A 21,317-nucleotide genomic window follows, 5' to 3' on the forward strand; every position below is an offset into this window, starting at 1 on the left:
GTCACTCCTGAATGTGCAAGGGCGCCATTGTACCCGTCATCGGCTCAGGATGGCGTAGCGATCACAATCGGTGGTGTGGTCCATGACCATGCCCGAGGCCTGCATGAAGGCGTAGCAGATGGTCGGCCCGACAAAGGTGAAGCCGGCCTTTTTCAGGGCCTTGCTCATGGCCGCGGCCTGTTCGGTCTGGGTCGGCATGGCGCTGCGGTCGGGGTGATGGTTGACGATGGGCTGGCCGCCGACAAAGGACCACAAGAACCCTACCGGGTCCTCCAGCTGCAACCAGGCCAGGGCATTCTTGCGCGCACCGGTGACCTTGCCGCGATGGCGGATGATGCCCGGATCGAGCATCAACGCCTCGACCTCGGCGTCGGTCATGCGCGCAAGGCGCTGCGGATCGAAACCGAACATCACCTTGCGGTAGTGCGCGCGCTTCTTGAGCACCGTGATCCATGACAGGCCGGCCTGGAACCCTTCGAGCAAAAGAAGTTCGAAGAGCGCGGCGGGGTCGCGCAACGGCACCCCCCACTCATGATCGTGATAATCCTGATAAAGCGGGTCTTCTGTACACCAAAAGCAGCGCGGCATAAGGCTCCAAGGGTGAGAGGCGAAGCAGAATCGGGGTATACTCCCGCTCTTTATATTCGCAGCCCAAGACACAGGTGAATTTGTGAGCCAGCCTACGCCAGCCGTGCGTACCTTCCAAGACTTGATCCTCGCCCTCCAGCAATACTGGGCCGAGCAAGGTTGCGTGGTACTTCAGCCCTACGATATGGAAGTAGGCGCCGGCACTTTTCATACCGCCACGTTCCTGCGCGCCATCGGCCCGGAAACCTGGAATGCTGCCTACGTGCAGCCCAGCCGTCGCCCTACCGACGGCCGCTACGGTGAAAACCCCAACCGCCTGCAGCACTACTATCAGTTCCAGGTGGTTCTCAAGCCCAACCCCGACAATTTCCAGGAGCTGTACCTTGGCTCCCTGAAGCACATCGGCCTCGATCCGCTGGTGCACGACGTGCGTTTCGTCGAAGACAACTGGGAGTCGCCGACACTGGGGGCGTGGGGCCTGGGCTGGGAAATCTGGCTCAACGGCATGGAAGTTTCGCAATTCACCTACTTCCAGCAAGTGGGCGGCATCGAGTGCTACCCGGTCACCGGTGAAATCACCTACGGCCTCGAGCGCCTGGCCATGTACCTGCAAGGCGTGGACTCGGTCTACGACCTGGTCTGGACCGACGGCCCATTCGGCAAGGTCACCTATGGCGACGTGTTCCACCAGAACGAAGTGGAGCAGTCGACCTACAACTTCGAACACGCCAACGTCGAGAAGCTCTTCGAGCTGTTCGACTTCTATGAAAGCGAAGCCAACCGCCTGATCGAGCTGCAACTGCCGTTGCCGACCTACGAAATGGTCCTCAAGGCCTCGCACACCTTCAACCTGCTCGACGCCCGCCGCGCCATCTCGGTGACCGCGCGCCAGCAGTACATTCTGCGCGTGCGCACCCTGGCCCGCGCCGTGGCGCAAAGCTACCTGCAAGCCCGCGCCAAGCTGGGCTTCCCGATGGCACCCCCTGATCTGCGTGATGAAGTGTTGGCTAAGCTGGAGGCTGCACAATGAGTGCTCAAGATTTCCTGGTTGAACTGGGCACCGGAGAACTGCCTCCCAAGGCCCTGAATACCTTGGCTGACGCCTTTCTGGCCGGTATCGAAAAAGGCCTGCACAGCGCCGGCCTGAACTTCACCGCAAAAAAAGCCTATGCCGCGCCGCGCCGCCTGGCAGTACTGCTCACCGCGCTGGACGTGCAGCAACCCGACCGCAGCATCAACCTCGACGGCCCACCCCGTCAGGCCGCGTTCGATGCCGACGGCAAGCCGACCCAGGCCGCATTGGGCTTCGCTAAAAAATGCGGCGTCGAGCTGAGCGAAATCGATCAAAGCGGCGCCAAGCTGCGCTTCAGCCAGCACATCGCCGGCAAGCCGACCGTGAGCCTGTTGCCGCAGATCGTCGAAGATTCGCTCAACGACCTGCCGATTCCCAAGCGCATGCGCTGGGGTGCGCGCAAAGAAGAATTCGTCCGCCCGACCCAGTGGCTGGTGATGCTGTTTGGCGAGCAGGTCGTCGATTGCACGATCCTCGCGCAAACGGCAGGTCGAGACTCCCGTGGCCACCGCTTCCATCATCCCGAAAACGTGCGCATCAGCGCTCCGGCCAACTATGCCGAGGACCTGCGCAAGGCCTACGTGCTGGCCGATGCCGAGGAGCGTCGCGAGCTGATCAGCAAGCGCACCGTCGAGCTTGCGACCCAGCAGGAAGGCACCGCGATCATGCCGGCTGGCCTGCTGGAAGAAGTCGCCGCACTGGTCGAGTGGCCGGTGCCGCTGGTGTGCTCGTTCGAGGAGCGTTTCCTCGAAGTGCCTCAGGAAGCGCTGATCACTACCATGCAGGACAACCAGAAGTACTTCTGCCTGCTGGACGCCGACGGCAAACTGCTGCCGCGCTTCATCACCGTGGCCAACGTCGAGAGCAAAGACCCTCGGCAGATCGTCTCCGGTAACGAGAAGGTCGTACGTCCACGCCTGACCGACGCCGAGTTCTTCTTCAAGCAAGACAAGAAGCAACCGCTCGAGACGTTCAATCAGCGCCTCGAAAACGTGGTGTTCCAGGCGCAGCTGGGTAGCGTCTACGACAAAGCCATGCGGGTCGCCAAGCTGGCCGCGTTCATTGCCCCGCGCATTGGCGGCGACGCCGAGCGTGCGTCCCGTGCCGGCCTGCTGTCCAAGTGCGACCTGGCCACCGCCATGGTTGGCGAGTTCCCGGAGATGCAAGGTGTAGCCGGTTACTACTACGCCCTCAATGACGGCGAGCCTGACGATGTCGCCCTGGCTCTGAACGAGCAATACATGCCTCGTGGTGCCGGCGCCGAACTGCCGACCACCCTGACCGGTGCCGCCGTGGCCATCGCCGACAAGCTCGATACCCTGGTGGGTATCTTCGGCATCGGCATGCTGCCCACCGGCAGCAAAGACCCGTACGCCCTGCGTCGTGCGGCCCTGGGCGTGCTGCGCATCCTCATCGAGAAGCAACTTGACCTCGACCTGACCGAAGCCGTGGCCTTCGCCGTCTCGGCCCTGGGCACCAAGGTCAAGGGCGCTGGCCTGGCCGATCAAGTGCTGGAGTTCATCTTCGACCGCCTGCGTGCCCGTTATGAAGACGAAGGCACTGAAGTCGCCGTGTACCTGTCGGTGCGCGCGCTCAAGCCAGGTTCGGCGCTGGACTTCGATCAACGCGTGCAAGCCGTTCAAGCCTTCCGTCGGCTGCCGGAAGCCGCCGCCCTGGCCGCCGTCAACAAGCGCGTGTCCAACCTGTTGAGCAAGGCCGAAGGAGGCGTGGCGGCAACCGTCGAACCCAAGTACTTCGACAACGCCAACGAGTTCTCGCTGTACTCGGCCATCCAGCAAGCCGACAACGCTGTGGCGCCGATGGCTGCAAGCCGTCAGTACCGCGAAGCCCTGGCACGCCTGGCTGCACTGCGCGAACCGGTCGATGCCTTCTTCGAGGCGGTGATGGTTAACGCTGAAGACCCAGCGGTGCGAGCCAACCGCTACGCGCTGCTGGCGCGCCTGCGTGGCTTGTTCCTGGGCGTTGCCGATATTTCGCTGCTGGGGTAAAGCCGTGAAACTGCTGATACTCGATCGTGACGGGGTGATCAACCAGGACTCCGACGCCTATATCAAGTCGCTGGAGGAGTGGATCCCCATCCCCGGCGCGATCGAGGCCATCGCGCAGTTGAGCAAGGCCGGCTGGACAGTGGCCGTGGCCACCAACCAGTCCGGCATCGCTCGCGGCTATTACAGCGTCGAAGTGCTCGATGCCATGCACCAGCGTCTGCGCGACCTGGTGCAGGCGCAGGGCGGCGAAGTCGGCTTGATCGTCTACTGCCCTCATGGGCCGAATGACGGCTGCCGATGCCGGAAACCGCTTCCGGGGATGTTGCAAAACATTTCAGAGCATTACCATACGACACTGGCCGGTATCTGGTTCGTCGGCGACAGCGCCAGTGACCTGGACGCCGCCATGGCCGTCGACTCTCAGCCTGTATTGGTGAAAACCGGTAAAGGCCAACGCACGCTCGGCAAGTCACTGCCGGCGGGCACATTGATTTTCGAGGATCTGGCCGAGGTGGCCAGAACACTTATCCACAACGCTGGCGCTTCCCACGCCTAGGCCGCGGGCAATCCATCGCCCCGCCCAGCCCGGAATCGCCGCCATCAGGCGGGCATGCCCGCAACGGTAATCACCGCATGGCCAATGTGCAGCCAATCAGGCTTGTCCTTTTTTATCTGCTGCTGGGCACCAGCTCGTTACTCTGGTGCACGCTGAGTTTTTTCGTCGCGCCGTTCATGCCGTTTCGCGTTCGGTATCGGTTCATCAACGTCTACTGGTGCCGCTTCGCGCTGTTGCTCACAAGCAGCATTCTGGGCATCAAGGTCAATATCACCGGCGCTGAGAACGTGCCGGCTACGCCCTGCGTGATTCTCTCCAACCACCAGAGCACGTGGGAGACCTTCTTTCTCTCGGCGTACTTCCAGCCGCTGAGCCAGGTGCTCAAGCGCGAGCTGCTGTATGTGCCGTTCTTCGGCTGGGCCATGGCCATGTTGCGGCCCATCGCCATCGACCGTGACAATCCCAAGGCGGCACTCAAGCAAGTGGCCTCCAAGGGCGACCCGTTACTCAAGGATGGCGTATGGGTGCTGATCTTCCCAGAAGGCACGCGCACGCCCTATGGCCAGATCGGCAAGTTCTCTCGCAGCGGTACCGCATTGGCGGTGAATGCCGGCCTGCCGGTGCTGCCGATCGCCCACAACGCGGGCAAATACTGGCCGCGCGAGGGCTGGGGCAAGCACCCCGGCACCATCGAACTGGTGATCGGTGCCCCCATGTACGCTGAAGGTACAGGGCCTCGCGCCATCGCCGCGCTGAACGATCGCGCCTTCGCCTGGAACGAGCAAACACAGCGGCAAATGGGTTCGCTGCCAGACGTCCCACAGGTGGTCGAAAACAGCAGTGCGGTGTAAAGGTCCATCTGTGGATAAGTTGTGAACAGTTTTTTGATAAAAATCATTATTTTTATCTAAATTGCTGATTTACAACGTTATTTCTGAGAGGTCTAAAAAACCAAAAAACGTGCATAAGTTTTTTGCACAACAAAAAACCGGCACCCCTGAAGGTGCCGGTTTTTTTATTGTCGCCAAGGTTTTATCAGGCGTTGTCCAGGTCCACGTCTTTGGTTTCCTTGAGGAAGAAAATGTTCACCACCAGGCTCACCGCCGTGACTATCACCGGGTACCAGAGCCCGTAGAAAATATCCCCGGTGTACACCACCAGGGCGAACGACACCGTGGGCAGGAAGCCGCCAAACCAGCCGTTGCCGATGTGGTAGGGCAGGGACATCGAGGTGTAGCGGATCCGCGTCGGGAACAGTTCGACCATCACTGCCGCCAGTGGTCCGTAGGTCATGGTGGCAATCAGGATCAGCGCGACGATGATCAACACTACCATGGGCTGGTTGACCTGGCTGGCATCGGCCTTGGCGGGGTAGCCCGCCGTGGTGACTGCGGCGCGCATGGCCGCCTCGTCATAGCCATCGATGCGCTTGTCGCCGATGGTCACCGCCACGTTGGTGCCTGCGGCGACTTTCTCGGTGCTGTACGGCAGGCCGGCTTTGACCAGGAAGGTTTTGACCTTGTCGCAAGGGCTGTCGAATTTGGCCTTGCCCACCGGGTCGAACTGGAAGGTGCAGGTCGCAGGATCAGCCATCACGGTGATAGGCGACTGCCGGCTGGCCGCATCGATCTGCGGATTGGCGTAATGGCTCAGCGCCTTGAACAACGGGAAGTACAGCACCGTCGCCAACAACAGCCCCATCAACAAAATAGGCTTGCGACCGACGCGATCCGACAACCAGCCAAAGAATACGAAGAACGGTGCCCCGATCACCACGCTGATGATCAGCAAGGTGTTGGCTTGGGCGGCGTCCATCTTGAGGATCTGCGTGAGGAAGAACAGCACGTAGAACTGCGCCGCGTAGAAGGTCACCGCCTGGCCGGCGTTGATGCTGAACAGCGCGATGAGGACGATCTTGAGGTTGGGCCACGAGCCGAACGATTCACGAATCGGCGATTTGCTGGTCTTGCCCTCGGCTTTCATTTTGCTGAACGACGGTGACTCGTGCAGGCTCATGCGAATCCAGGTCGAGATCCCCAGCAGCACCACCGACAGCAGGAAGGGCAGGCGCCAGCCCCAGACTTCAAACTGGTCGCCGGTGAGGTAGCGGCAAGCCAGTACGACCAACAGCGACAACAACAGGCCCAGGGTCGCGGTGGATTGAATCCAGCCGGTATGATGTCCGCGTTTGCCGGGGGGTGCATGTTCGGCCACATAGGTGGCAGCACCACCATATTCGCCGCCCAGTGCAAGGCCCTGCAGCATGCGCAGGCACACCAGCATTACCGGCGCGGCGATCCCGATGGTGCCATAGGTCGGCAACAGCCCGACCGCGAAGGTCGACAAGCCCATCAACACGATGGTCATCAGGAAGGTGTACTTGCGCCCGATCATGTCGCCCAAGCGTCCGAACACCAGCGCGCCGAAGGGGCGTACCAGGAAGCCGGCGGCGAAGGCCATCAACGCGAAGATGAACGCAGTGGTGTCGTTGACCCCGGCAAAGAACTGCTTGCTGATGATCGCTGCCAGTGCGCCATAGAGAAAAAAGTCATACCACTCGAAAACAGTCCCAAGGGATGACGCGAAAATGATCTTTCTTTCTTCCCGACCTGCTGCCGCAGGGTCGGGTGCGGCCATGGCCGGGTTCTTGTGGAGGTAGTCCGACATAGGTGATTTCCTTCGGCCCGAGGGCACAGTGCTTATTGTTGTTGTCCACTGTCGACTCGGGGCTTAACGCCGCCGAGTCAAAATCACAGCATGGGTATTCACGTTTCCAAAGGTGCTGCCTCTCTTTTCTGGGTCGTACCGGTGTCTATGCGAGCGGATGGGGAGCGTTGTGCCGTCAGTAATTGCGCGGCTTTTTCAGCGATCATCAAGGTGGGCGAGCAGGTGTTGCCTGACGTGATACTCGGCATGATCGAAGCGTCGGCGACTCGCAGCCCTTGAACGCCGCGCACGCGTAACTGGTCGTCGACCACTGCGTCGGCATCGCTGCCCATGCGGCAGGTGCCCACCGGATGGAAAATTGTCGTGCCGATTCGCGCTGCTGCTTCATGCAGCTGCTCTTCGCTTTGCAACGCGGGGCCGGGCAGATACTCCTTGGGGTTGAACGGTGCCAGGGCAGGGGCGCTGATGATCCGGCGGGTAAGACGAATCGAATCGGCGGCGACGCGCAGGTCTTCCGGGTGGCTGAGGTACCGGGGGTCGATGGAGGGCGCATGATCCGCCTCGGCCGAGACGATATCGACCCGACCGCGGCTCATCGGCCGCAGATTGCACACCGAGGCGGTAAACGCCGGGAAGCTGTGCAACGGTTCGCCAAAGCGCTCGAGCGACAGCGGTTGCACGTGGTACTCCAGATTTGCCCGGGTCTGCTCCGGGCCAGAGCGCACGAAGGCGCCCAACTGGCTGGGTGCCATGGCCAACGGACCGCTGCGATCATAGAGGTAGCGCAGGCCCATGCCGAGCTTGCCCCACAGGCTGTTGGCGACCTGGTTGAGGGTTCGCACTTTGTCGACCTGATAGATCAGCCGCAATTGCAGGTGATCCTGCAAATTGCCGCCGACGGCGGGCCGCTCGACCTGAACCGGGATGCCCAGGCGTTCGAGCAATGGCCGCGGGCCAATGCCGGAGCGTTGCAGAATATTGGGCGAGCCAATGGCACCCGCGCAGAGGATGATCTCGCCACGGCATTCAAAGCGATGTTGCGCTTGCTGCCAGCGGGCACTGACAGCCACCGCACGGCCTTGCTCAAGCACGACCTTGCTGACCTCGACACCGGTCAGCAGCGTGAGATTGGGACGTTTGAGGATAGGCCGCAAGAACGCTTTGGCGGAGTTCCAGCGCACACCGGAACGTTGATTGACCTGGAAGTAACTGCAGCCTTCGTTATCGCCCGTGTTGAAATCGTCGATGCTGGCGATGCCCGATTGGGCAGCGGCCAATTGAAAGGAGTTGAGGATCGGCCATCGATACCGCTGGTTCTCGACTCGCCACTCACCATCGGCACTGTGAAAGTCGGAGTTGCCTTGGTAATGGTTTTCGCTTTTCTTGAACAGCGGCAGCACATCGCCCCAGCCCCAGCCACGGTTGCCCTCCGCAGCCCAGCCATCGTAGTCCGCCGCCTGACCGCGCATGTAGATCATGCCGTTGATGGATGAACAGCCACCCAGCACCTTGCCCCGTGGATAGCTCAGCGCACGGCCTTGCAGGCCAGGCTGCGCCTCGGTCTTGAAACACCAGTCAGTGCGGGGGTTACCGATACAGAACAGATAGCCGACGGGGATGTGGATCCAGGCGTAGTTGTCCTGGCCTCCGGCTTCGAGCAGTAGCACCCGCTTTGCAGGGTCTGCCGATAGACGATTGGCGAGCAGGGCCCCTGCGGGCCCGGCACCGACAACGATAAAGTCGTACGGGATGGAAGATGGCATTGAACGCCTCTTTTATTATTTTTTTACCCCTTAATCCTAGACCCTTGTACGGGAAACGTGGCGGATGTTTTTTACCCATCGGATGTGCGTTTTTATCTAGGTTTTGGAAAGGCCGATGCAGCCAATCAACCAACCGACCCTGCCAATGCCCCCTCATCCGCATCTGGCAACGGACTGTGCAACGAAATCTTCGAAGTCTCCGGCAACGCCAACCCACCCGCCAACGCCAACAACGAAATCGCGATCAGATAGTAAGCCGGTGCCAGGTTGCTGCCGGTCATGCCGATCAACCAGGTCGCCATCAACGGTGCCGTGCCCCCAAAAATGGTGTACGCCATGTTGTAGGTAATCGCCGAGGCGGTGTAACGCGTGCGAGTCGGGAACACCTCCGACAACAGCGCTGCCGTCACCACCCCGCTCAACACCGCCCCCAGCGCCAGCATCATTACACCGACGATCGACCCGGCGAACGAGCCGGAGCTGGCCAGCATAAAGGCCGGATACACCACCACGATCAAGCCGACGCCGGTGGTAAGTATGGTCGCCCGCCGCCCGACCTTGTCGGAATAGGCGCCCGCCACCGGACACATCAAGGCGGCGAATACCAAGGCAATCACCGAGATCAGCAACGCGGTCGCGCGGCTCAGGCCACCGGCCACTTGCAGGTAAGTAGTGAAGTACGTGGTAAAGGTATAGAAGGACAACGCCGTCAGAGAAACGAACGCCCCTAGGCAGCAGATCGCGCCACCTTGGGTCTTGAGGGTTTCGCGCAACGGCGAGTGCGCCACCGCGTGTTCGTTGGCGACTGCCTGGAAGGCGGGGGTTTCATCCAGCCGCAAGCGCAGGTACAACCCGACGATGCCCATGGGCGCGGCAATCAGGAATGGCACGCGCCAGCCCCAACTGGCCATCGACTCCGGCGTCAGCGAGGCGTCCAGCGCGTAGGCGATCACCGCCGCACAGGCAAAGGCAGTGAAAGTCGACACCGGCACGAAGCTGCCATACCAGGCGCGCTTGGTGCGGGGTGCGTGCTCCATCAGGTAAGCGCAAGCGCCCGCGTATTCACCACCGGCAGAGAAACCCTGGGCGCAACGGATGATGGTCAACAGCAAGGGCGCAAACAGGCCGATCTGTGCATAACTTGGCAACAGGCCAATGAGGGTGGTCGCGCCGGCCATTAACAGAATGGTGGTCGACAGCACTCGCTTGCGGCCGATCCGGTCGCCCAGCATGCCGAAGAAGATACCGCCCAGTGGGCGAAACGCGAAGGCCACGGCAAACACTGCGAATGTCTTCAACAGCGCCACGCTAGAGTCACCGCTGGGAAAGAACTGCGCGGCGATAACCGTCGCAAGAAAACCATAGACCGCGAAGTCGAACCACTCGACGAAATTGCCAATGGCGGCGGCGCATATCACCCGTTTAAGGGTCGCGGGGTCGACCTGCTGCTCTGCGATGTTCGTCATGCTGACCTCGATGTCCGGATGATTGAGAATGAATAAAGGTTCATTCGATTATCGGCACAGCCCTCAAGCGCGAATGCCGAATACCGGCATCCACATACTCAGGTGCGCGCACAATCCGTGCCATGGGGTCGCAGGCGGGCGAGGGGGGCCAAGGCGGACGGCTCCCTGCATCATCAGTGGGCATAAACACGCAATTGCAGTTAATCTGACCCTATTCAGGGCCATAACAAGAATGAATGACTGATGAAAAAACTCGACCGCACTGATATCGGGATTCTCAACTCGCTGCAGGAAAACGCCAGAATCACCAACGCCGACCTGGCCCGCTCCGTCAACCTATCTCCAACCCCCTGCTTCAATCGCGTCAGGGCGATGGAGGAGCTGGGCGTGATCAAGCGCCAGGTCACTTTGCTGGAACCAGATGTACTGGGCTTGCATGTCAACGTGTTCATCCACGTCAGCCTCGAGAAACAGGTAGAGGGCGCACTGCAGCGATTCGAAGACGCCATCGCAGACCGACCGGAAGTGATGGAGTGCTATTTGATGTCCGGGGATGCGGATTACCTGATCCGGGTGTTGGTACCGAATATCCAGTCACTGGAGCGCTTTATCCTCGACCACCTGACCAAGTTTCCCGATGTTGCGAACATCCGCTCCAGTTTTGCCCTCAAACAGGTTAGGTACAAAACTGCATTGCCGCTGCCGCCCAATGGGCTGGTGATAGGCGACTGATTTTTACTCTGTTCCACGTGGAACACCTTTACGAGATCGACGGCTTGCCGTCCTCAGTCCAGTCAGGAGAAAGCTCGATGAAAGCTGTTTACGTCAACGGCCAAGGTGGCCTGGATAATCTTGAAGTCCGAGACATCGCCGATCCGGGGCAACCTGGTCCGGGGCAGATTCGCGTTGCCCTGCATGCTACTTCCCTCAACTACCACGATTTGCTGGTAGCCAAAGGCGGCACTCCTAACCAAGAGCCGCGCCTGCTGATGGCCGATGGTGCGGGGGTGGTAGAAGCGGTAGGCAAGGGGGTCGAGGAATTCAAGGTGGGCGACTCGGTGGTCTCCACCTTCTTCCCCCACTGGCTGGATGGATTGCCGAGCAGCTCCGTTGGCAACTTTGCCGGCACTCCTGGTGACGGCATCGACGGTTATGCCACCGAGTTCACCGTACGTGCGGCCACCGATTTCACCTTGGCGCCCGAAGGCTGGACCCACGCCGAAGCGGCGACCATCACCACGGCAGGGCTGACTGCCTGGCGGGCACTGGTCGGTGACGGCCTGCTGAAAGCGGGCGACACGGTGCTTACCTTGGGTACCGGTGGCGTTTCTATCGCAGCGCTGCAAATCGCCAAGCTGTTCGGCGCCACGGTCATCATCACTTCGTCATCGGATGAGAAGCTGGCGAAGGCCAAAGCGCTGGGTGCCGACCATGGCATCAACTACAAGCAGAACCCGAACTGGGCTGATCAAGTGCTGGAGTTGACCGGTGGCAAAGGCGTCGACCACGTTGTCGAGCTGAGTGGCCCTGGCACGCTCGCGCAATCAATCAAAGCCGTGCGCGTGGGCGGGCATATTTCCTTGATCGGCGTGCTGACGGGTCGCGGGGGCGAAGTGCCGACGTCTTTGTTGATGGCCAAGCAAGCGCGCTTGCAGGGGCTGATCGTCGGGACCCGCCGCCAGCAGCAGGAATACGTCGCGGCGCTGAACCAGGCCAAGCTTCGGCCGGTTGTGGATAAAAGCTTCACTCTGGAAAAGCTCGCGGATGCCTTCCGCTATCAGGAGAGTGCCGGGCACTTCGGCAAGATCGTGGTCGAGTGGTAAACACTAGAAGTCCAGCAGGCCGTCGCTCTTCACTTCGTTGAGGACGAAAAACGTGCGCACCTGCCGAACCCCCGGCAAGGCAATGATCTGTGCATTGTGCAGTTGATTGAAGGCCGGCAGGTCGCGCACCCTCAGCTTCATGAAGTAGTCGACGTCGCCCGCCACCAGCCAGCATTCCAGCACATGGGGCAGGGCGCGGGCGGCGGCCTCGAAGGCCGCGAAGCTGTCTGGGGTCGAACGATCCAGCACTACACCTATCAAGACCACAGTGCCTTGTTCCACCGCGTTGGGGTCGATGAGTGCGTGCACACTTTTGATCACGCCGTTATCGAATAACCGCCGCGTATAGTTCCAGCAGGCCGTGGTGCTCAGGCCGACCTGCTTGGCGAGTTCGGCGTTGCTCATCCTGCCATCGGCTTGCAGCGCGCGAAGAATCTTCCGTTCGTAGGGGTTGAGGTCGCTGGTTTGGGTCATGGCAGTCGATCCTGATCGGGCGGGCAGGTGTTGAGTTGCTTGCAATGATCCTGCCGGGTGCGCGTTGTTCCGAGGTGCTGCCACTGGCCACACCGAGAACAACTTCCCGAAACCCGCGCCATTAAAGGTATGAAATTCTTCCGGCCTTTGCGTAGTTTCAGGGCAGCCCATCCGGAGGTTCAGCATGTCGATCGCATCGCTAAAATCACAGTGGATCAAAGCCCCAAACGCTAACGTCGCCCTGGTACTCATCGAGAGCAACCGCATGCCCCAGGCGCTGGCCTTGGCACTGCACGACGCTATCACCGATTGGGAACAAGTCGCCTACCTGCACATCAGCGATGCCATGGGCTTGCAGCGCGAATGGCTGAATGCCGAAAACCAGCGCACCGCGTTCAGTTCGACCAGCGAGATCGGCTCGGTGCTCAAGGCCCTGCCACATAATTGCGTATTGCTCGACCTTGAACACGACAGCGGCGGGCAATTGGTTTGGCTCGGTTCGGTCTGCGGACATTCCCTGCGCTTCATCGAACTGCAATCGGGCGAAAGCGACGTGGATGCACAGTTGCGGCGCATCCTCGATACCGCGCAGGAGCTCGTGAAACACCAGCTGCAGGATCACTTTTCGATGTGCTGATTCAGATCGGCAGCAAGGTCGTCGATAAGACCTGACGCAAGCCCATGAACGATCGGATCTGCCGCACCCCCGGCAGATACAGTAACTGCTCGGCATGCAGGCGGTTGAAGCTGGCACTGTCGCGGGTACGCAACAACATGAAGTAGTCGAACTCTCCCGTCACCACGTGCAGCTCCATGCAGCCGGAGACCTTCTGCGCGGCGGTTTCGAAGTCCGCGAAAGACTGCGGCGTCGAGCGATCCAGCACCACGCCGATCAGGATCACCATGCCGACATCCAGTGCCTGGGGGTCGAGCAGTGCCACGATGCCCCGTATCAGCCCGGCTTCCTTCAAGCGCTCGACCCGCCGCAAGCAGGCGGGTGGGCTGAGCTTGACCTTCTCGGCCAAGGCCACGTTGGAGATGGACGCATCTTTTTGCAGGGCCTTGAGAATCGCCCGGTCAATGCGATCCAGCTCAAAGCCCGACGTATGCGGGCCAGCGGCGCGGCTACTTTCATTTGTTGCTTTCAAGCGACCTCCTGCCGAATAAAAGACGTTATCCACGGATTTCAATTAATTAAATGCGAAAAACAGGCCAGTAATCGCAACCCGCTTTTTTGCCGTTTCTCATAACCTGTTGAGGTTGCCGCGCAGCCTTTTGCGCCATCCGGATACCTTTCGAATCAGGAGTCACAGCATGAATCTAGAGAAATTCAAGCGCTATCCACTCACCTTCGGCCCTTCGCCCATCATGCCGCTCAAGCGTCTGAGCGAGCATCTGGGTGGCAAGGTCGAGCTGTATGCCAAGCGTGAGGACTGCAACAGCGGCCTGGCGTTCGGCGGCAACAAAACCCGCAAGCTCGAATACCTGATCCCGGAAGCACTGGAGCAGGGCTGCGATACCCTGGTGTCGATCGGCGGCATTCAGTCCAACCAGACTCGCCAGGTCGCGGCCGTGGCAGCGCACCTGGGCATGAAGTGCGTGTTGGTTCAGGAGAACTGGGTCAACTACTCCGACGCGGTATATGACCGCGTCGGCAATATCGAGATGTCGCGCATCATGGGCGCCGATGTCCGCCTGGATGCTGCGGGGTTCGACATCGGCATCCGGCCGAGCTGGGAACAAGCCATGAACGATGTGCGCGAAAGCGGCGGCAAACCGTTCCCGATCCCCGCTGGCTGTTCCGAGCATCCCTATGGCGGCATCGGTTTCGTGGCCTTCGCCGAAGAAGTACGCGAGCAGGAAAAAGAGCTTGGGTTCACATTCGACTACATCGTCGTTTGCTCGGTAACCGGCAGTACCCATGCCGGCATGGTGGTGGGTTTCGCGGCGGATGGCCGGGCGAACAAGGTGATCGGTATCGACGCCTCCGCCAAACCGGAAAAAACCCGCGAGCAGGTGCTGCGTATTGCCCGGCATACGGCAGAAATCGTCGACCTGGGTCGGCCGATTACCGACGAAGACGTGGTGCTGGATACCCGTTACGGGGGGCCGGAATATGGCCTGCCGAGTGAAGGCACGTTGGAAGCCATCCGCCTGTGCGCGCGCCTGGAGGGGGTCCTGACCGACCCGGTCTACGAAGGCAAGTCGATGCACGGGATGATCGACATGGTGCGTAACGGTGAGTTTCCTGAGGGCTCGAAGGTGCTGTATGCGCACTTGGGCGGTGTGCCGGCGTTGAGTGCTTACAGCTTCATTTTCCGCAATGGGTGAGGTGATCAGGCTGCTGAATTCGCGTTGAGGCAGCTGGCCTCTTTGCAGCCAAGCTTGCTTCCACAGGTGTACATCCGTGGGAGCAAGCCTTGCCTGCGAAGAGCCCAGCGAAAACGGTATAAAAATCAGCTGTGCCCGCGCTTGGCCAATTGCAGGATCGTACCCACCAACGCCTGCGCCCGCGGCACCAGCGTATCCAGCTCCAGATACTCGCGGTCCGTGTGGACCTTGCCACCTACCGGCCCCAGGCCACACAGGGTAGGAATCCCCAGGCTGGCCGTAAATCCGGAATCCGCACACCCACCGGTAAACTCGCCCTCTACGCTGAACCCCAGCTCCAGCGCCTGTCCGCGATAAATATCCAGCAGGTCGAGACTGTGACGTCCCTCCATCGGCATGAACACCGCGCATTCGGTCAACACCGCCTGAGTCCCCGGCACTTCCTGCTCTTCGACAATGGCAACGATCGCCGCCTTGATCGCCGCCCACTGCGCCACTTCGACAAAGCGGATATCCAGCTCCGCCGTCGCTGCGGGCGCCACGGTATTGCTGGAGGTCCCGCCGCTCATCAAACCGACGTTGGTGGTGATCCCGCGCCCGTAGTCAGTCAGCGCGTGCAGCTTGACGACCTTGCGCGCCAGGGCCTCGATCGCGCTGGCACCGTCGGCGTGGTTGACGCCCGAATGCGCCGCGCGCCCTGTAACTTCGATCAACAGGCGCACACCACCTTTGCGCGCACTCACCACGTTACCGCTGACGCGACCGGGTTCGGTGTTGAGTACCGCCTGTACGCCTTGGGCGACCTGCTCGATATGATCACGTGCAGTACCAGAACCGATTTCCTCGTCGCCGGTAAACAACACCCTGACGGGGAAGGGCAGCGGCGCCAGGCGCTGCAAGGCCAGCAGCGCAAAGCAGTTGAGCACCAGGCCGCCTTTCATGTCCGCCACACCCGGGCCGAATGCCAAGGGGCCGTTGGTGGTATAGCCGCGTGCCGGCGCGGTGCCCTTGGGGAACACCGTATCCCGGTGCCCCAGGAGCAGCACCGGCGGCTGCGAACCGCCGGGTAAATCAGCCAGCAGCAAATCGCCGAAGCCTTCGACGGCCGTGCGCTGCACCTCGATCCCGCCTTGCTCAAGCGCCTTGATCAAATGCGCGCCGACGGCATCGACACCGTCCTTGTCGTAGCTGTTGGAGTCGGTATCAACGAGGCTACGCAACAGGTCCTGCATGGGTTGCTGCTGCTCGGCCAACCAGGCAATGGCATCGTTCATCAGTTTGCCTCCTTGACCAGGCGCGAGCCTTCATCGCCCAGGTCCCAGAAAATCCCGGCCATGATCTGCAAGCTTTCGCGCACCACGGGCGCCAGCAGGTGTTCATTGGGGGCATGTTGCGAGCACGCCGGGTAGGAATGCGGAATCCATACGGTGGGCAGGCCGAGGATTTCGGAAAACACATCGTTGGGCAGCGAACCGCCAAGATTGGGCAACAAGGCCGGGGATTTGTCGGTGGTGCGCTTGAGCGAGTCCAGCGCCCAGCCGACCCAGGGGCTGGCCGGGTCGAGGCGGGTGGCGTGCATCACGTCCATGCGTGTCTGGGCGACCTTGACCGTGTCAAAGCCATGGGCATCCAGATGGGTGCGAATGGCGTCGATAAAGGTGCGGTAATCGCTGTCGACCGTGAAGCGGATATGGCACAGCGCCCAGGCGCTACCCGGAATCGCATGCACCGGCGCTTGCGGGTTGCCGGTCTTGAACGCCAGCACATCGAGAGTATTCCAGCCGAAGACCTTTTCGCTGGCGCTGAGCCCAGGCTCGCCCCATTGATGATCGATCTCGGGGTCGCCCGGGCCTGAGCCCACTTCAATATCGACCAACGCGGCCCGGACGTTATCCGGGAGTTTTTGCGGCTTGAGCCCCGGCACCTGCACGCGTCCTTGCTTGTCGACCAGCGAGGCAATGGCATTGGCCAGCACGATACCGGGGTTGGCCAACAGGCCGCCCCAGTTGCCAGAGTGATGGGCGCCTTCGCGCAGGTCGACGGTCAGCTCGAAATTGAACACGCCGCGCGAGCCAAGGAACAAGGTCGGGCGCGCTGCCGCCAGGCGCGGGCCATCAGAGGCGATAAAAATATCGGCCGCCAGCTCGTCCTGATGCGCCGCGCAGAATTTGCCAAGGCCCGGCGAGCCGTCTTCTTCGCCCATCTCCAGCAGCAGTTTGGTGTTGAAACCAAGCTTGCCGCCACGCGCCTTGATCACCTGCTCCAGCGCGGTGATGTTGATCAGGTGCTGGCCCTTGTTATCGGCGGTACCACGGCCGTACCAGCGGTCGCCATCGACCACCACTTCCCACGGCGACAAGCCTTCGCGCCACTGTGCCGCGTAGCCACGCACCACGTCACCGTGACCATAGCTGAGCAGGGTCGGCAGCGCCGGGTCCTCGATGCGTGAGGCGATCAGGAACGGCCCGCGACCTTTGACCGGATTGTCATGGATCGTCGTTTCAAAACCCAATGCCCGCAAGTGCGGGGTGATAAAGCTTTCGAGGTAGCGGTACAGCTCGGGCAGTTGCTCGGGCTCCTGACTCTCGGTGGGATGGGCGACGCTGCGCTGCAGCAGGGCGAGAAAGTCGCCGTTATCAAAGTGTTCACTCGCGTAATCAATGGCCAGGGCACGACTCATGAGGCTATCAACTCCAAAGGATGGGAGGGCTGGGCGTTCAGATGGCAGGCGACCGAACCGCCGTCGACGGCGCTTTTATCCACAGGCACGGTGCTGCACATCGGCAAGGCTTTCGGGCAGCGCGGGTGGAAGGCGCAGCCGGTGGGTGGATTGATCGGGTTGGGGAAGTTGCCGCGCAGGCCGATATCGGGAATGCCCAGGGAAGGATCCGGGGTCAGTACCGAGTCGAGCAACGCGCGGGTATAGGGGTGGGCGGGACGGCTGAATACGGCTTCGCGCTCGCGCTCTTCGACGATGCGCCCCAGATACATGACCGCCACCCGGTCGGCCAAATGTTCGATGACCGCCAGGTTATGGCTGATCAGCAGGTAGGTCAGGCCGAATTCCTTTTTCAGCTCGAGCAGCAGGTTGAGGATCTGCGCCTGGACCGAGACGTCCAGCGCCGAGGTGGGCTCGTCGCAGATCAGTACATCCGGGCGCATGATCAAGGCGCGAGCGATGGCGACGCGCTGGCGTTGGCCGCCGGACAATTGCGCGGGGTAGCTGTCGATCACTCGCTTGGGAAGGCCTACGACGTCGAACATGGTTTCGACTTTTTTGCGGCGTACGTCGGGGCTGTCGATGTCGTGCACGATCAACGGCAGGGTGACGATCTGGCGCAGCGTCTTGCGCGGGTTCAACGAAGAGTAAGGGTCCTGGAAGATCGGTTGGATGTGCCGAGCCATCTGCCGTCGATCAGCGGCGGTCAGGTGTTTGCCACCGACCAGCACGTCGCCGCTGGTCGGCGGCAACAGGCCAAGCAGCATTTTCGCCAGGGTGCTCTTACCGCAACCAGACTCGCCCACCAGGCCCAGGGTTTCGCCGCGCATCAAGCGCAAGGACACGCCGTCCACCGCTTTGAGGGTGGCGGGCGCTTTGAACAGCCCGCGGCCAATGGTGAACTCGCGGCGAATGTCACACAGCTCCAAGGCGATATCGCGGCTCATTGCACACCTCCATTGCGTTGCAGCCGTTGTTCATGGGGGTGAGCGTGCGGTGGCGCGGCGAAATGGCAGCGCACACTGTGCCCTCCGCTGGCGTGTTTCGGCGCGGCCTCCAGGCAGGCTTGTTCGGCCAGGCTGCAGCGGTTGCGAAACGCACAACCCTGTTGCTCGCCTACCAGGCTGGGCACCAGCCCCGGAATCGAGCCCAACGGCTGACCCGGTCGGGTCCGGCCCGGGATTGGAATGCTTTCCAGCAGCCCGCGAGTATAGGGATGCTGCGGATTGCCGAACAATTGCGCGGCGCTGGCAGATTCGACCACCTCGCCGGCGTACATCACCGCCACCCGGTCGGCGATGCGCGCTACCAGCCCGAGGTCGTGGGTGATGAAAATCACAGCGGTGCCGGTCTCTTTCTGGATGTCGCGCAGCAGTCGCAGAATCTGCGCCTGCACGGTTACGTCCAGTGCGGTGGTCGGTTCATCGGCGATGATCAGGTCCGGCTCGCACATCAGCGCCATGGCAATCACCACCCGTTGGCGCAACCCACCGGACAGCTGGTGCGGGAACTGCCGCAGGCGCTCCACAGGATTGCTGATACCGACCTTCTCGAGCATCTGCCCGGCACGCACCAACGCCTCTTTGTAGGACACCTTGCGGTGCTGGCGCAGCACCTCGGCCAGTTGATCGCCAATGCTGTAGGCGGGGTTGAGCGAGGTCATCGGCTCCTGGAAGATCATCGCCATGCGATTGCCGCGCACATCGCACATGGCCCGTTCGCTGTGCGCCAGCAGGTCCATGCCGTCGAGGGTCAAACTCGTGGCGGTGCGCAGCGCCTTGCCGGGCAGCAAGTCCATCAGGGCCAGCGAGGTGAGGGATTTGCCACAGCCGGATTCACCGACGATGCACAGCATCTCGCCGCGCTCCAGGTGCAGGTCCAGCCCCCGGACGGCGTGCAGCATGCCGTGTTCCAGCGGGATGTCGACGCGCAGGTTTTCTACGTGCAGAAGTGCCATGGCGCGAGCCTCCTAGTTACGGCCGTCAGGCAGGATGAGGTCACGGATGCCGTCACCGAGCAGGTTGATCGCCAGTACCAGCACCATCAATGCGACACCGGGAATGGCGATTACCCAAGGGGAGAAGAACATGTACGGTTTGCCTTCAGCGATCATCAGCCCCCAGGAGGGGATAGGCGGTTGCACGCCCACACCCAGGAAGGACAACGCCGATTCCAGCAGAATCGCGTGGGCCATCTCCAGCGTGGCCACCACGATCAATGCGCCGAGCACATTGGGCAGGATTTCGCTGGCGAGAATGCGCAAGGTCGAGCAACCCAACGCCTGCGCCGAGGCCACGTATTCCGCATCGCGAATTTGCTGTACCGCTGCCCGCACGACCACGGCGAAGCGATCCCACAGCAGGCAACCGAGCAGGATGATCACCACCTTGAGCGAGCCCCCAAGCAGCGATGCCGAGGCCAGCGCGACCATGACTACCGGCATCGCCAGGCGGGTGGTGATCAGATAGCTGATGACGGCGTCGGTCTTGCCGCCAAAGTAGCCAGCCACCAGGCCCATCACCGTACCGATGACACCAGAGATGACGGCGGCGGCAAAGCCGATGAACAGCGAGATCCGCGCACCGAATAGCAGCCGGGACAGGTAATCACGGCCCAGCTTGTCGGTACCGAGGATGTTGTCCCAGGTGCCTTTGGCCATCCAGACCGGCGGTTTCATCCGCTGCACCACATCCTGGGCGTAGGGGTCGTGGGGCGCCAGCAACGGCGCGAACAACGCTGCCAGGACAATTATCAGCAACAACACGGCGCCCAATGTGAAGCCCTTATGGCGCAAGCACTTGCGCAGCGTGCGGCGCAAGCCGGTAACGGGCAGGGCGGGCTCGTTCAAAGCCAAGGTTGTGACAGTCGTCATGAGACCTCCTAGCGCACGCGAATGCGCGGGTCGAGGACTGCGTTCAGCAGGTCGGCCAGCAGCGTGAGGACGATGTAGATCAGCGCAATCAACAGCACTACGGCTTGCACCACCGGGAAGTCGTCGCGGGCAATGGCATCCCAGGCCAACTGACCGACGCCTTGCAGCGAGAACACCGTTTCGATCACTACCGAGCCGCCGAGCATGAAGCCGAACTCTACTGCCGCCAGCGCGACCACCGGGATCAGCGCATTGCGCAGGGCGTGCTTGAACAACACCCGTCCAGGCCGCAAGCCCTTGGCCCGAGCGGTGCGGATGTAGTCCGCGGCCAGCACATCGAGCATGCCGGCGCGGGTCAGGCGCATGATCGCCGGCGTGGCGTAATAGCCCAGAGCGATGGCGGGCATGACGAAGTGCTGCCAGGTGGAATTGCCGGACACCGGCAGCCAATGCAGAGTGACAGCGAACAGCACGATCAGCATCAGCGCGAACCAGAAGCTCGGCATGGCTTGCCCCAGCACCGCGATGCTCAACGCCAGACGATCGATCCAGGTATCACGCTTGACGGCCGCCAGCACACCTAACGGGATGGCCACCAGCAAGGCGACCGCCAGCGCCATGGCGCCAAGCCCAAGGGTGATCGGCAGTCGCGCGGCGATCAGGTTGTACACCGACTCCTGAAAGAAGAACGAGTTGCCCAGATCCAGATGCGCGAGGTCGCCGAGCCAGCTGAAGTACTGGGCGGCCAGCGGCTTGTTCAAGCCGTATTGCACTCGAATCTGCTCGATCTGTTCGCTGCTGGCCTCGGGCCCGCCGATGGCCGTGGCCAGGTCGCCCGACAGATGCAGCAACGAAAAGCTGATGATCGAGACGGTAATGGCAACGCACAGGGCAATGCCCAGACGCCGCAAGAGAAATCCCAACATGGCCGATATCCTGATCACGTGAAGGCCAGCGGGTACGGGACCCGGCTGGCC

The 21,317-nt window shown here is 61.4% G+C and carries 20 protein-coding genes; 8 read left to right on the forward strand and 12 right to left on the reverse strand.

Annotated features, from left to right (window positions below):
• Nucleotides 1-36 precede the first annotated feature (36 nt).
• A complete protein-coding gene (locus tag LIX93_RS09540) occupies nucleotides 37-588 on the reverse strand; it encodes a DNA-3-methyladenine glycosylase I (RefSeq protein ID WP_226503794.1) in 552 nt (183 codons plus the stop codon).
• A gap of 82 nt (nucleotides 589-670) precedes the next feature.
• On the opposite strand from LIX93_RS09540, the gene glyQ reads away from it, so the two are divergent.
• From glyQ to LIX93_RS09560, 4 genes are all read left to right on the forward strand, one after another.
• Nucleotides 671-1,618 carry a glycine--tRNA ligase subunit alpha gene (gene glyQ, locus LIX93_RS09545; protein ID WP_226503795.1) on the forward strand — a complete coding sequence of 316 codons (948 nt, stop codon included), beginning with the start codon at nucleotides 671-673 and terminating at the stop codon, nucleotides 1,616-1,618.
• Entirely contained in the window at nucleotides 1,615-3,669 is a 2,055-nt protein-coding gene (glyS, locus tag LIX93_RS09550; RefSeq protein WP_226503796.1) for a glycine--tRNA ligase subunit beta, read from the forward strand. The genes glyQ and glyS overlap by 4 nt, the downstream gene beginning before the upstream one ends.
• A gap of 4 nt (nucleotides 3,670-3,673) precedes the next feature.
• Nucleotides 3,674-4,225 carry a D-glycero-beta-D-manno-heptose 1,7-bisphosphate 7-phosphatase gene (gene gmhB, locus LIX93_RS09555; protein WP_226503797.1) on the forward strand — a complete coding sequence of 184 codons (552 nt, stop codon included), beginning with the start codon at nucleotides 3,674-3,676 and terminating at the stop codon, nucleotides 4,223-4,225.
• 77 nt (nucleotides 4,226-4,302) lie between these two features.
• Nucleotides 4,303-5,076: a lysophospholipid acyltransferase family protein gene (locus tag LIX93_RS09560; RefSeq protein ID WP_226503798.1), complete on the forward strand. Its 774-nt coding sequence runs from the start codon at nucleotides 4,303-4,305 to the stop codon at nucleotides 5,074-5,076.
• Nucleotides 5,077-5,260: 184 nt separating this feature from the next.
• Here LIX93_RS09560 and LIX93_RS09565 read toward each other — a convergent pair whose 3' ends face one another.
• The 3 genes from LIX93_RS09565 to LIX93_RS09575 all read right to left on the reverse strand — a co-directional run bounded on the left by LIX93_RS09565 (nucleotide 5,261) and on the right by LIX93_RS09575 (nucleotide 10,121).
• Nucleotides 5,261-6,892, reverse strand: coding sequence for an MFS transporter (locus LIX93_RS09565; protein ID WP_226503799.1), 1,632 nt, complete (start codon nucleotides 6,890-6,892; stop codon nucleotides 5,261-5,263).
• 98 nt (nucleotides 6,893-6,990) lie between these two features.
• Nucleotides 6,991-8,655 carry a GMC family oxidoreductase N-terminal domain-containing protein gene (locus tag LIX93_RS09570; RefSeq protein ID WP_226503800.1) on the reverse strand — a complete coding sequence of 555 codons (1,665 nt, stop codon included), beginning with the start codon at nucleotides 8,653-8,655 and terminating at the stop codon, nucleotides 6,991-6,993.
• Between the two features lie 125 nt (nucleotides 8,656-8,780).
• Nucleotides 8,781-10,121 (reverse strand): MFS transporter, encoded by a 1,341-nt coding sequence (locus tag LIX93_RS09575; RefSeq protein ID WP_226503801.1) that lies wholly within the window; start codon nucleotides 10,119-10,121, stop codon nucleotides 8,781-8,783.
• A gap of 243 nt (nucleotides 10,122-10,364) precedes the next feature.
• On the opposite strand from LIX93_RS09575, the gene bkdR reads away from it, so the two are divergent.
• Together bkdR and LIX93_RS09585 are read left to right on the forward strand one after the other, a co-directional pair.
• A complete protein-coding gene (bkdR, locus tag LIX93_RS09580; RefSeq protein ID WP_226503802.1) occupies nucleotides 10,365-10,853 on the forward strand; it encodes a Bkd operon transcriptional regulator BkdR in 489 nt (162 codons plus the stop codon).
• Nucleotides 10,854-10,930: 77 nt separating this feature from the next.
• Nucleotides 10,931-11,944, forward strand: coding sequence for an NAD(P)-dependent alcohol dehydrogenase (locus LIX93_RS09585; protein WP_226503803.1), 1,014 nt, complete (start codon nucleotides 10,931-10,933; stop codon nucleotides 11,942-11,944).
• A gap of 3 nt (nucleotides 11,945-11,947) precedes the next feature.
• Here LIX93_RS09585 and LIX93_RS09590 read toward each other — a convergent pair whose 3' ends face one another.
• Nucleotides 11,948-12,418, reverse strand: a complete 471-nt coding sequence (locus LIX93_RS09590) for an Lrp/AsnC family transcriptional regulator (protein ID WP_226503804.1) — start codon at nucleotides 12,416-12,418, stop codon at nucleotides 11,948-11,950.
• A 184-nt stretch (nucleotides 12,419-12,602) separates the two neighbouring features.
• Here LIX93_RS09590 and LIX93_RS09595 point away from each other — a divergent pair, with 184 nt between their 5' ends.
• The gene (locus LIX93_RS09595; protein ID WP_226503805.1) at nucleotides 12,603-13,055 is read left to right on the forward strand and encodes a hypothetical protein; all 453 of its coding nucleotides are present in this window, start codon (nucleotides 12,603-12,605) and stop codon (nucleotides 13,053-13,055) included.
• A gap of 1 nt (nucleotide 13,056) precedes the next feature.
• On the opposite strand, the gene LIX93_RS09600 is transcribed toward LIX93_RS09595, so the two are convergent.
• A complete protein-coding gene (locus LIX93_RS09600; protein ID WP_226503806.1) occupies nucleotides 13,057-13,566 on the reverse strand; it encodes an Lrp/AsnC family transcriptional regulator in 510 nt (169 codons plus the stop codon).
• A gap of 166 nt (nucleotides 13,567-13,732) precedes the next feature.
• Here LIX93_RS09600 and LIX93_RS09605 point away from each other — a divergent pair, with 166 nt between their 5' ends.
• A complete protein-coding gene (locus LIX93_RS09605; RefSeq protein WP_226503807.1) occupies nucleotides 13,733-14,749 on the forward strand; it encodes a 1-aminocyclopropane-1-carboxylate deaminase in 1,017 nt (338 codons plus the stop codon).
• 125 nt (nucleotides 14,750-14,874) lie between these two features.
• Here the strand turns inward: LIX93_RS09605 and LIX93_RS09610 are convergent, their stop codons facing one another.
• The 6 genes from LIX93_RS09610 to LIX93_RS09635 are packed head-to-tail and all read right to left on the reverse strand — an operon-like array spanning nucleotide 14,875 to nucleotide 21,266.
• Entirely contained in the window at nucleotides 14,875-16,023 is a 1,149-nt protein-coding gene (locus LIX93_RS09610; protein ID WP_226503808.1) for a M20 family metallopeptidase, read from the reverse strand.
• Entirely contained in the window at nucleotides 16,023-17,429 is a 1,407-nt protein-coding gene (locus tag LIX93_RS09615; RefSeq protein ID WP_226503809.1) for a M20 family metallopeptidase, read from the reverse strand. The genes LIX93_RS09610 and LIX93_RS09615 overlap by 1 nt, the downstream gene beginning before the upstream one ends.
• Entirely contained in the window at nucleotides 17,426-18,415 is a 990-nt protein-coding gene (locus LIX93_RS09620) for an oligopeptide/dipeptide ABC transporter ATP-binding protein (RefSeq protein WP_226503810.1), read from the reverse strand. Before LIX93_RS09620 ends, LIX93_RS09615 begins: the two co-directional genes overlap by 4 nt.
• The gene (locus LIX93_RS09625; RefSeq protein WP_226503811.1) at nucleotides 18,412-19,425 is read right to left on the reverse strand and encodes an ABC transporter ATP-binding protein; all 1,014 of its coding nucleotides are present in this window, start codon (nucleotides 19,423-19,425) and stop codon (nucleotides 18,412-18,414) included. Before LIX93_RS09625 ends, LIX93_RS09620 begins: the two co-directional genes overlap by 4 nt.
• A gap of 12 nt (nucleotides 19,426-19,437) precedes the next feature.
• Nucleotides 19,438-20,340, reverse strand: coding sequence for an ABC transporter permease (locus LIX93_RS09630; protein ID WP_226503812.1), 903 nt, complete (start codon nucleotides 20,338-20,340; stop codon nucleotides 19,438-19,440).
• An 8-nt stretch (nucleotides 20,341-20,348) separates the two neighbouring features.
• Nucleotides 20,349-21,266, reverse strand: a complete 918-nt coding sequence (locus tag LIX93_RS09635) for an ABC transporter permease (protein ID WP_226503813.1) — start codon at nucleotides 21,264-21,266, stop codon at nucleotides 20,349-20,351.
• Nucleotides 21,267-21,317 lie beyond the last annotated feature (51 nt).

The organism is Pseudomonas sp. MWU16-30317 (genome assembly GCF_020515695.1).
Taxonomy (GTDB): domain Bacteria; phylum Pseudomonadota; class Gammaproteobacteria; order Pseudomonadales; family Pseudomonadaceae; genus Aquipseudomonas.